The organism is Pseudomonas sp. GW101-3H06 (assembly GCF_059424605.1).
In genome coordinates, this window is record NZ_JBWKZO010000001.1 from 4,180,953 (window position 1) to 4,192,242 (window position 11,290).

General features: G+C 58.1%; 9 protein-coding genes and 1 pseudogene. 2 read left to right on the plus strand and 8 right to left on the minus strand.

Annotation, left to right across the window (positions count from 1 at the left end):
* Positions 1–3 precede the first annotated feature (3 nt).
* Positions 4–1,467: an NADH-quinone oxidoreductase subunit NuoN gene (gene nuoN, locus AC07ZE_RS19150; protein ID WP_095192723.1), complete on the plus strand. Its 1,464-nt coding sequence runs from the start codon at positions 4–6 to the stop codon at positions 1,465–1,467.
* Between the two features lie 476 nt (positions 1,468–1,943).
* On the opposite strand, the gene AC07ZE_RS19155 is transcribed toward nuoN, so the two are convergent.
* Together AC07ZE_RS19155 and AC07ZE_RS19160 are read right to left on the minus strand one after the other, a co-directional pair.
* On the minus strand, positions 1,944–3,356 hold the full coding sequence (locus AC07ZE_RS19155; RefSeq protein WP_207266209.1) for a PAAR domain-containing protein: 1,413 nt from the start codon (positions 3,354–3,356) through the stop codon (positions 1,944–1,946).
* The gene (locus tag AC07ZE_RS19160; protein ID WP_259331981.1) at positions 3,353–3,790 is read right to left on the minus strand and encodes a hypothetical protein; all 438 of its coding nucleotides are present in this window, start codon (positions 3,788–3,790) and stop codon (positions 3,353–3,355) included. The genes AC07ZE_RS19155 and AC07ZE_RS19160 overlap by 4 nt, the downstream gene beginning before the upstream one ends.
* 651 nt (positions 3,791–4,441) lie before the next feature.
* Between AC07ZE_RS19160 and AC07ZE_RS19165 the strand changes: the two are divergent.
* Positions 4,442–4,814, plus strand: a pseudogene (locus tag AC07ZE_RS19165) (DUF6124 family protein).
* Positions 4,815–4,982: 168 nt separating this feature from the next.
* Here AC07ZE_RS19165 and AC07ZE_RS19170 read toward each other — a convergent pair.
* The 6 genes from AC07ZE_RS19170 to AC07ZE_RS19195 are packed head-to-tail and all read right to left on the minus strand — an operon-like array spanning position 4,983 to position 10,939.
* Complete coding sequence (locus tag AC07ZE_RS19170) at positions 4,983–6,725, minus strand: ABC transporter substrate-binding protein (protein ID WP_207266210.1); 1,743 nt, start codon at positions 6,723–6,725, stop codon at positions 4,983–4,985.
* 47 nt (positions 6,726–6,772) lie between these two features.
* The gene (locus AC07ZE_RS19175; RefSeq protein ID WP_095192727.1) at positions 6,773–7,045 is read right to left on the minus strand and encodes a DUF2160 domain-containing protein; all 273 of its coding nucleotides are present in this window, start codon (positions 7,043–7,045) and stop codon (positions 6,773–6,775) included.
* A 10-nt stretch (positions 7,046–7,055) separates the two neighbouring features.
* Positions 7,056–7,856 (minus strand): carbohydrate ABC transporter permease, encoded by an 801-nt coding sequence (locus AC07ZE_RS19180; RefSeq protein WP_095192728.1) that lies wholly within the window; start codon positions 7,854–7,856, stop codon positions 7,056–7,058.
* Between the two features lie 10 nt (positions 7,857–7,866).
* Positions 7,867–8,733 (minus strand): carbohydrate ABC transporter permease, encoded by an 867-nt coding sequence (locus AC07ZE_RS19185; RefSeq protein ID WP_056854628.1) that lies wholly within the window; start codon positions 8,731–8,733, stop codon positions 7,867–7,869.
* Complete coding sequence (locus AC07ZE_RS19190) at positions 8,730–9,845, minus strand: ABC transporter ATP-binding protein (RefSeq protein ID WP_137805761.1); 1,116 nt, start codon at positions 9,843–9,845, stop codon at positions 8,730–8,732. The genes AC07ZE_RS19185 and AC07ZE_RS19190 overlap by 4 nt, the downstream gene beginning before the upstream one ends.
* On the minus strand, positions 9,845–10,939 hold the full coding sequence (locus tag AC07ZE_RS19195; protein WP_207266211.1) for an ABC transporter ATP-binding protein: 1,095 nt from the start codon (positions 10,937–10,939) through the stop codon (positions 9,845–9,847). The genes AC07ZE_RS19190 and AC07ZE_RS19195 overlap by 1 nt, the downstream gene beginning before the upstream one ends.
* Positions 10,940–11,290: the final 351 nt, after the last annotated feature.

Here is an 11,290-nt window from a genome sequence, read left to right on the forward strand (position 1 = left end):
GCTATGGAATTCACGACTCAACACTTTATCGCGCTTGCGCCGTTGTTGATCACCAGCGCCACGATCATCGTGGTGATGCTGGCGATCGCCTGGCGCCGCAACCACTCCCAGACCTTCCTGCTGTCGGTGGCGGGTCTGAACCTGGCCTTGCTGTCGATCCTGCCGGCCCTGAAAGTCGCGCCTCTGGCCGTGACCCCGTTGCTGCAGATCGACACTTTCGCCTGCCTGTACATGGCGCTGATCCTGGTCGCCACCCTGGCCTGTGTAACCCTTGCCCACGCTTACCTCGGCGATGGCGGTTCGGGTTACCCGGGCAACCGTGAAGAACTGTACCTGCTGATCCTGATGGCTGCCGCTGGCGGCCTGGTGCTGGTCAGCGCGCAGCACCTGGCCGGGTTGTTCATCGGTCTGGAACTGCTGTCGGTACCGGTCTACGGTCTGGTGGCCTACGCCTTCTTCAACAAGCGCTCGCTGGAAGCCGGTATCAAGTACATGGTGCTGTCGGCTGCCGGTTCCGCGTTCCTGTTGTTCGGTATGGCGCTGCTGTATGCCGACTCCGGCTCCCTGAGCTTCGTCGGCATCGGCCAGGCTTTGGCGGCCACCGGCCTGCCAAGCTCGCTGGCGCAACTGGGCCTGGGCATGATGCTGATCGGCCTGGCGTTCAAGCTGTCGCTGGTACCGTTCCACCTCTGGACCCCGGACGTTTACGAAGGTGCTCCGGCGCCGGTCGCGGCGTTCCTGGCCACCGCTTCCAAAGTCGCCGTGTTCGCGGTGATGGTGCGTCTGTTCCAGATCTCGCCGGCGGCGAGCAGCGGTGTCCTGAGCGACGTGCTGACCATCATCGCCATCGCGTCGATCCTGTTCGGTAACCTGCTGGCCCTGACCCAGAGCAACCTCAAGCGTCTGCTAGGTTACTCGTCCATCGCCCACTTCGGTTACCTGCTGATCGCCCTGGTGGCGAGCAAGGGTCTGGCCGTGGAAGCCATCGGCGTGTACCTGGTCACCTACGTGATCACCAGCCTCGGCGCCTTCGGTGTGATCACCTTGATGTCCTCGCCGTACAACGGCCGTGACGCGGATGCCCTGTACGAATACCGCGGCCTGTTCTGGCGCCGTCCGTACCTGACCGCCGTACTGACCGTGATGATGCTGTCCCTGGCGGGTATCCCGCTGACCGCGGGCTTCATCGGCAAGTTCTACATCATTGCCACCGGTGTCGAGTCGCACCAGTGGTGGCTGGTCGGTTCCCTGGTACTGGGCAGCGCCATCGGCGTGTTCTACTACTTGCGCGTCATGGTCACCCTGTACCTGATCGAACCGAACCTGCGTCGCCACGATGCGCAACTGCACTGGGAACAACGTGCAGGCGGCGTGATGCTGCTGGCCATCGCGGTACTGGCGTTCTTCCTCGGCCTGTACCCACAACCGCTGCTGAACCTGGTTCAACAATCGGGTCTGGCGGGTTGATCGCTTAGCGACACTCGGTAGAAAACAGAAACGGCACCTTTGGGTGCCGTTTTTGCGTTTGGTACTTCAATGACAAACTGGGCTATCGAGTTATCTCAGTTTCAGTAACAGGTATGCGACCCCCATCCAGACCAAAGTAATGATCACCATCGTTACATAAATGACCAAGAGACGTTTCAGGCGAGGAGGAAAGTTTTCGATATCAGCAGAATCCAGCCTGCCGTAGCGGATGTCCGCTTTCGGCCATACCACTATACCGGCGATTACAGCGATCAGTACAAAGCCTCCGATCCAGCCCCGATTCCGCCATGCGGGACCCCAGATGTATATGAAGCGACAACTTTTCAAGGCTCCCATTATTGCGTCCAGGTGACGCCAGCTTAGATATGAGCTGAATACGAGGTTCACAGCTCCCAATAGAATTGGGCCGCCAATAACAATGATTGCAACCCAAGGGGGCCAGGAGTCGACATCAATCATGGCTGTATAGCTTCATACAACTTCTCACCCATGAACTCACCTCCAATGCCACCCACTTCTGACCCCGCCCACGCACCAATGCCTACCAAGGCCGCAGTGCAAATCACGCCACCTACCGCAGTGCTGGCCGCTAGCGCCAGGCAAACAGGCTGGCCAACCCAAGGCACGCCCACCCCGCCCCACATGCCACCCAGTGTTGATCCGCCAAATTTCCCTCCTTCGGTAAATTTAACCTTCTCGCAGGCCGCTCCAGAGTCACCAGCACAAACCTCCTGAACAGCCAGCAACGAAGAAACCCCGCCAATCCCGATACCGATGTACCCACCTGCACTCATGTACTTGGCTGCACGACTGATCGCATTCACATGAGTGGCATAACCCGGTATCTGCCCCGGCGCACCCGCCTTATCCCAGCGATGCACCAAACTGCGACTGGAAATGCCGAGCGCCGTCTTCAGTTTCGGGTGATCGCCCAAAGTGGTCTGGCCACGCAGTCGAGTGGAGTTCAGCAGGTGCGCATCCAGTTGTACGAGCAAGCGTTGTCTATCGGCGAAGAACTGCGGTGATCTGAGATGGCCGTGTTGACGGTAGCTGTCCTGATGCAAACGCTCCATTGCTTGCAGCGTGTCGCGCAGGCCGCTCAGATGCTTTTCCATCACCGCTGCGCTGACGCCAAGCCAAGTCGAGGTGTCGCCGATAAAACCAGCGATCTCCGCCGCGTGACGGTGCATGAACTCGGCCTCGTCCGGTGTCAGTGGATCGAGGGCAGCTTTGACCTGCTGTGCGGCCTGCATCAGTTGCGCTTCCTGATAGGTGCAGGAGCTGTTTTTCGGATCGCCCAACACAATCAACGAGCCGGCCTTGACGTCGTGAAGGCCTGGATTCAGCGCTTGAAACTTACGCATGACCGCCGAATCGTGTGAGCCAAAAAGCGCCGTTTCCAACGCTTCGCGGGTGATGCTTTTGGGCACCACATAAAAACCCGGTTCTTGGGGTTCCGGGCGGGCGAAATACGCAGGCGTGGGAGCGTTCGAAGAGGCGAAGCCGGAAGGACGTGACGCTATCGGTTGACTGGTTGCAGAACTGGAAGCTGGCTGCACAACGCTCCTGCCCGCTCGCGGTGCGGAGTTAGCGCTTTGATAGGTGGCTCCAAACACTGAGGGGATCAATCGAGCTTTGCAGGGGCAATCACTGTGACTATCCAGCGTACCCGCCAAGGCCGCACCATGACTGATCATGTAGGAGATGCCACCGACAATCCTGTAAGTCTTGCCATCCTTGCCACAGGTGACCCGATCACCTTCCCGAGCATGGAGGATGCCGAACAGGTTGATGCCGCTATGACCATCCAGGACCGTGCCGCCACAGCTGGTCTTGTCATGCAGGCCAATGAAATGCCCTTCGTTCATTGGTGTTCTTCCTCCTTGATGGAAGGCAGAAAATCCTGGGCCATTGGCACGCCCTCACGCGCAAATAATAAAAAACCTCCTTGCAACGTGTTGATGATCTCGTCGCCATTGCACAGACGGCTGCCAACCAATGCCAGATGGCTATTACCTTGCCCAGCGCCCGTAACGATCTGAGCCTTACGGCCATCGTCATACACGACGTAATCGCCTTTCTGTGCTGCATAGACTTTCCGACCGCTATCTAATGTGAACGCAATCGGCGCTGTTGCCTGATGAATCACCCCGCCGTCGCGGGTTTGACTGCCTTCGGTGGCGACTCGGTAAATAGTGTGAGGGGGATGAGCGTTAGCGTAAGCCCGCTGCCGATCAATGATCGCCATGACTTCGTCGTCAAATTTCGCAAGTTGCTCCTCAGTAAAGGGCGAGTTGTCCAAGCGGCGTAGATACTCAGGGGAGACTTCGTTGGTATACAGGGGTGCGTTGGTGCATTCATTTGCAACTACCTTATTGTCATCAATTTGAATTGACGTCCTTCCCTCTCATCAGAAGTTCTGAATAGAGAGAAAATTGGGCGATGACAAATAAGACGGTGGGGCAATGGGTGGCAGCAATCCCATTAGCACAGCCAAAAAGTACGAACAGGAAATTTCGTAAAAGCAAACACGCCTTTTCCTACAGTGGTAGTCGCAAAAAGTTGATTTTTCGCGCCTAGGATGTCTGCTCAAAGAAGTTTAAACACACCTGTTTAAGCGCTTCGAAAATTACTTCTCGAAAGCTACAACACCTTGCGTCATTACCTACGGGTACGACAGAATCCGCGGGTTTGAGCGCCGTTGGTCCTGGTTCTATTGTTTCCGTGCCGCTGAAAATCAGCGGTCGGGATTGGAAACCCGATGGGTAAACGACACTAAGGCACTCTTCATAACGTACTCGTTAGCACTATGTGGTTTCGTTATGGCGACTGTGCGTGGGAGACCTTCGGGGTCTGCCGGGCTCGTTTACCCTGGTTTTCCAACCTGCGTACAGCTGCCACCCCTTCGCCTGGAAACGAATGTGGCAGCCTCACCAGTAAACGAGAATTCGCCATGTTCAAAGTGACACCCAACCCGCCAGACACCGATCCGACATCCCCGCACGAAGCCGCCGAGCGCGACCTCGACGATCACTTGAAACCCGAGCCCCCCCATCATGGACATCCCGCGCACACCGGGCACCATGTTCATCGTCAACCCAGAGCTCGATACCGAAACTCTGCTGGCCCATGCTTGCGAATCACTGGCTTCGGCCAATGTCATGACCATGGATTTGGCGGACCATCTGGATGGACCCAGGCGCAATTCCTTCCCGAAGACTTCGACGCGCCGTTGCCTGATGACATGCTTGATGATTTTGAAGGCACCCAAAATTGAGAGTAATGATTTACATCCGGATGTTTGTTCGGCTTATAAATTTTGGTGACTGGAATGGCCTCATCGCGAGCAGGCTCGCTCCAGGGGTCGTGGGTGACCACAAATTTTGTGTACGGCACATAACCTGTGGGAGTGAGCCTGCTCGCGATAGCGGCGGAACTGGCACCCAACAAAAACGGCACCTTCCGGTGCCGTTCGCCTTTTACCTACCAGACTTTTACTTGCGCGCCGCCTCCCACGATTTCAGCAGTTCGGCGTAGCTCACGGTTTCACCCTTAGGCTTCTCGTTCGCCAGTTTCGGTTTCGGGGCGCCCGGTTGGTCGAACCAGTATTGCGCGTCGCGCTCGGGGTTCATTTTCGGGGCGCAGGTGGCTTGGGCTTTCGAACGTTCCAGGCGGGTCATGATCGCGTCCTGATCCTTGGCCAGACCGTCGAGTGCCTGCTGTGGGGTTTTCTCGCCGCTGGCGGCTTCGGCGATGTGGCTCCACCACAGCTGCGCGAGGCGAGGATAATCAGGCACGTTGGTCCCGGTCGGGGTCCATTGCACGCGGGCCGGGCTGCGGTAGAACTCCACCAGGCCACCGAGCTTAGGTGCCAGGTCGGTCATGGCCTGCGAGTTGATGTCCGATTCGCGGATCGGGGTCAGGCCGACGATGGTTTTCTTCAGCGAGACGGTTTTCGAGGTCACGAACTGCGCGTACAGCCAGGCTGCCAGTTTCTGTTTCTCAGGCGTGGACTTCATGAACGTCCAGGAACCGGCGTCCTGATAACCGAGCTTCATGCCCTCCTCCCAGTACGGTCCTTTCGGCGACGGCGCCATGCGCCATTTCGGCGTACCGTCGGCATTCATCACCGGCAGGCCAGGCTTGGTCATGTCGGCGGTAAACGCGGTGTACCAGAAGATCTGCTGGGCGATGTTGCCTTGGGACGGCACGGGGCCGGATTCGGAGAAGGTCATGCCCGCCGCTTCCGGTGGCGCGTACTTCTTCATCCAGTCGACGTACTTGGTGGTGGCGAACACCGCTGCCGGGCCGTTGGTATCACCGCCACGGGTTACGCTGGAACCGACCGGGTGGCAATCCTCGACGCGAATGCCCCACTCGTCCACCGGCAGACCGTTGGGGATGCCTTTGTCACCGGCACCGGCCATGGAGAACCAGGCATCGGTGAAGCGCCAGCCCAGGGACGGGTCTTTCTTGCCGTAGTCCATGTGCCCGTAGACGCGCTTGCCGTCGATTTCCTTGACGTCTTCGCTGAAGAACTTGGCGATGTCTTCATAGGCCGACCAGTTCACCGGTACGCCCAACTCGTAGCCGTATTTTTCCTTGAACTTGGCTTTCAGGTCCGCGCGCTCGAACCAGTCGGCACGGAACCAGTACAGGTTGGCGAACTGTTGGTCGGGCAGTTGATAGATCTTGCCGTCCGGCGCGGTAGTGAACGAGATGCCGATGAAGTCCTTGATGTCCAGGGTCGGCGAGGTGAAGTTCTTGCCTTCGTTGGCCATCAGGTCGGTGATCGATTCGGTCTTGCCGTAGCGAAAGTGCGTGCCGATCAGGTCCGAGTCGTTGACCCAGCCGTCATAGATGTTTTTGTCCGACTGCATCTGGGTCTGCAACTTCTCGACCACGTCGCCTTCCTGCAGCAGGTCGTGGGTCAGCTTGATCCCGGTGATTTCGCTGAACGCCTTGGCCAGCACCTTGGACTCGTACTCGTGGGTGGCAATGGTTTCCGACACCACCTTGATGCTCATCCCGCGAAACGGCTCCGCTGCCTTGATGAACCACTTCAGCTCTTCGAGCTGTTGTTCGGCCGTCAGGGTGGACGGTTTGAATTCACTGCCGATCCATTTCTTCGCAGCGTCTTCGTAGGCATCGGCCCAGGCCGAAGCGCTCAAACCGCTGAGTGCCAGCATGGCTGCCAATGAAATGCTATGTCGCAGCTTATTGTTTTTGTCGAACATAGAGACCTCCTTATTGAATTTGGGAGCAACATTGCCGAGCGATTCGACTAGCCCCAACGCATCACAGCCAACAGCCACACCAGGGACAACGCGAACGCTATCCAGATGCTCCAGTCGGTCACGCCGATTACCAGCAGATGCAGGTAGGCGCTGCCGAGAAGACCGATAAACAAGCGATCGCCACGGGTGGTGGCAATCGGTAAAAAGCCTCGCCGAAGAATGCTCGGCGAACGCAACTCCCAGGTCGTCATGCCCACCAGGATCAAGCCAATAACGCTGAAAAATGCCGCCGTCGGGACGGTCCAGCTCATCCATTCCATCATCGATTCCTCATACCCGGCCCAGGGCAAAGCCCTTGGCCACGTGGTTACGAACAAACCAGATCACCAGCATGCCCGGCAGGATGGTCAGCACCCCCGCCGCCGCCAGCACGCCCCAGTCGATACCGGACGCCGAGACAGTACGGGTCATGACCGCCGCGATGGGTTTGGCGTTCACCGAGGTGAGGGTGCGCGCCAGCAGCAGTTCGACCCAGGAAAACATGAAGCAGAAAAACGCCGTCACACCGATGCCGGAGCCGATCAGCGGGATGAAGATCTTCACGAAGAACTTGGGGAAACTGTAGCCGTCGATGTAGGCGGTTTCGTCGATTTCCTTGGGCACACTGGACATGAAGCCTTCGAGAATCCATACCGCCAGCGGCACGTTGAACAAACAGTGGGCCAGCGCCACGGCGATGTGGGTATCGAACAACCCGATCGACGAATACAGCTGAAAGAACGGCAGCAAAAACACCGCCGGTGGCGCCATGCGGTTGGTCAGCAGCCAGAAGAACAGGTGTTTGTCGCCGAGGAAGCGGTAACGCGAGAACGCATAAGCCGCCGGCAGCGCCACGCTCAGCGAGATCACCGTGTTCAGACTCACGTAGTACAACGAGTTGAGGTAACCGGTGTACCAGGCCGGATCGGTGAAAATCACCTTGTAGTTGTGGAAGGTGAAATCCTGGGGAAACAGCGTCAGACCGCCGAGGATTTCGGTGTTGCTCTTGAAGGACATGTTCAGCAGCCAGTAGATCGGCACCAGCAGGAACAGGATGTAGATCAGCAGCGGAATCAGTTTTCTTTTGCTCATGGCGCGGGCCTCAACGGTTGGCGTCAGAGTGAGTCATGGCGGTGTAGAACAGCCAGGACACCAACAGGATGATCAGGAAGTACACCAGCGAAAACGCCGCGGCCGGGCCGAGGTCGAACTGGCCGATCGCCATTTGCGTCAGGGTCTGGCTGAGGAAGGTCGTGGCATTGCCCGGTCCGCCGCCAGTCAGCACGAACGGCTCGGTGTAGATCATGAAGCTGTCCATGAACCGCAGCATCACCGCGATCAGCAACACGCTCTTGAGCTTGGGCAACTGGATGTGCCGGAACACCGCCCAGGCCGAGGCCCGGTCAATCCGTGCGGCCTGGTAGTACACGTCCGGGATCGCCCGCAGGCCGGAGAAGCACAACAGCGCCACCAACGACGTCCAGTGCCAGACGTCCATCACCAGCACAGTGACCCAGGCATCCATGGTGTTCGCCGCGTAGTTGTAGCTGATGCCCATGGCGTTGAGACTGGAACCGAGCAGGCCAATGTCGGCCCGGCCAAAGATCTGCCAGATGGTGCCGACCACGTTCCACGGGATCAGCAGCGGAATCGCCAGGATGATCAGCACCACCGATGACCAGCGGCCCTTGGTCGGCATGGTCAGGGCTATCGCGATCCCCAGTGGGATTTCGATCAGCAGCACGCAAGCCGAATAGATGAACTGGCGCAGCAACGAGTCGTGCAGACGCGGATCGAGCAGCACCTGCTTGTACCAGTCGGCCCCCACGAAATAGCGGCTGGATTGGTCGAAGATGTCCTGCACCGAGTAGTTGACCACGGTCATCATCGGGATCACGGCACTGAACGCCACCAGCAAAAACACCGGCAGCACCAGCCACCAGGCCTTGTTGTTCTGCACCTTGTTCATGGCTGCGCCTCACTGGTGGATTGTGCTTCGAGGAGGAATTCGTCGGCGTAGACCATCAGCCATTGCGCCGGAAAACTGATGTAGGCCGTGCCTTCGGGCACCGGCTTGTCTTCGGCCAGACGCACTTTCAACGGCACGCCGTCGAGGTTCAGGGTCATGATCTTGTAGGTGCCGAGGTCTTCGACGTGTACGACTTGTGCCCGCAGCGCGTCATCAAACGGCTCATCCCACACGTGGACAAACTCTGGCCGAATGCCGACCTTCAGGGTTTGCCAGGAGGACTCGGCGATGCGCTTTTGCATGGCTTCGGACAGCGGTAAATGGGTCGAGGCGAAACCGACACCACCCGTTTGCGGCTGCACCTCGATCAGGTTCATGCCGGGGCTGCCGATGAAATAACCGACAAAGGTATGACTCGGCCGCTCGAACAGTTCCCGTGGCGTGCCGAACTGCACGATCTGGCCGCCGTACATCACGGCGATCTTGTCGGCGAAGGTCGAAGCCTCCAGCTGATCATGGGTGACGTAGACCATGGTGATGTTGAACTGCTCGTGGATCTGCTTGAGCTTGCGCCGCAGCTTCCACTTCAGGTGCGGGTCGATCACCGTCAGCGGTTCATCGAACAGGATCGCCGACACGTCATCGCGCACCAGCCCACGGCCCATGGAGACTTTCTGTTTTTCGTCGGCGGTGAGGTTGCGGGCCTTTTTGCTCAGCAAGTTCTGAAGGTCGAGGACTTCGGCGATTTCCTGCACCTTGGTGTGAATTTTCGCCTCGGCCATGCCCTGGTTACGCAGGGGGAAGGCCAGGTTGTCGAACACCGTCATGGTGTCGTAGACCACCGGAAACTGGAAAACCTGGGCGATGTTGCGTTTTTCCGGGGTCAGGTTGTTGACCGCTTTGCCATCGAACAGCACATGGCCTTGGGACGGGCTGAGCAATCCGGAAATGATATTGAGCAAGGTCGACTTGCCGCAGCCCGATGGGCCGAGCAAGGCATAGGCGCCACCCTGCTCCCAGATATGGTCCATCTCGCGGATGGCGTAATCCTCGGGACCGCTCGGCGTGCTGGTGTAGCTGTGGGCGAGGTTCTGCAAACGGATTTCGGCCATCAGGCAACCCTCGCGACACGCCGGCCCGGCGCCTGAACCAGCCGCCCCTGCGTATCGAACACAAACAGTTTATGGGTCGGGATGTAGATGCGGATCGGCGCATCGACGTCGTATTCGTGAACGCCAGGCAGGTGCAGCACCAGCAGGAAATGCTCGTTGCGCACGTGCAGGAAGGTTTCCGAACCGCTGATTTCCGCGACTTCGACAGTCACCGCCAGTTCGAGGTCATCGTCATTGCTCGGCACCAGCGAGATATGACTGGGGCGCACACCGAAGCGGAATTCGCCCTCGCCCACCGGGCGCAAATCGACGTTCAACGGAAAGTGCACGAAATTGGCGAAGCTCACTTCGTTACCGGCAATGCGACCCGGCATCAGGTTGATCGGCGGCTCGGAAAACAGCTCGGCCGCCAGCACGGTCTGCGGCTGGTGATAGACCTCGGAAGACTTGCCGCTCTGAACCACCCGGCCTTCGTGAAGGATGGTCGTGGTGCCACCCAGCGCCAGGGCTTCGTTGGGCTCGGTGGTGGCATAGATGGCGATGGTGTGGTGCGCCTTGAACAGCTCGCGCATTTCCTGGCGCAGCTCTTCTCGCAACTTGTAGTCGAGGTTGACCAGCGGCTCGTCGAACAGGATCAGTTCGGCATCCTTGACCAGCGCCCGGGCCATGGCCGTGCGCTGCTGCTGACCACCGGAAAGTTCGAGAGGATAGCGTTTAAGGAATTTCTCGATGCGCAGCATCTTCGCGGTTTCCAGCACTTTGCTCTGGATCTGCTCATTGGACACACCGGCCTGGCGCAAGGGCGACGCGATGTTCTCGAAGACGGTCATGGTCGGGTAATTGATGAACTGCTGATAGACCATCGACACGTTGCGCAGGCGCACCGGACGCTGGGTGACATCGACGCCATTCATCAGGATGCGACCGCTGTCAGGCTTGTCCAGCCCGGCCATCAGGCGCATGAGACTGGTTTTGCCGGACAGCGTGCGCCCGAGCAAAACGTTGAAGGATCCGGGTTCGAAACGCAGGCACGCATCGTCAATCCAGGTCTGGCCCTCGACGGTGCGGCTGACATGCTCCAGGGTTAATGACATGGCTCGGCCTTTTTTGTTTTTGGAGTCAAGCGACCGCAGCTACATAGCGACATTTGTGCCAGAAATCACAAACGATTGATTTGATTAGAAAAATAAGAAATTCAGATAGAAATGCCGTTCGATGCTGAACACAAATGAACAACCGCGGCTGAACAACTGAACACTTCAACGATTGACAATGAACATTAGTGAACAACACTCTATGGGTGCTTTTTGCCATTCCCGGAGTCCGGCCAATGCCGCAAAAATGTGAGAGCGGGCTTGCTCCCACAAGGGAATTTGCCGCCCTCCACAGGTTTGTGATGCAGTACCACCCATAAAAACAATAAGAGCTGGTTCAGAGAGCAACTG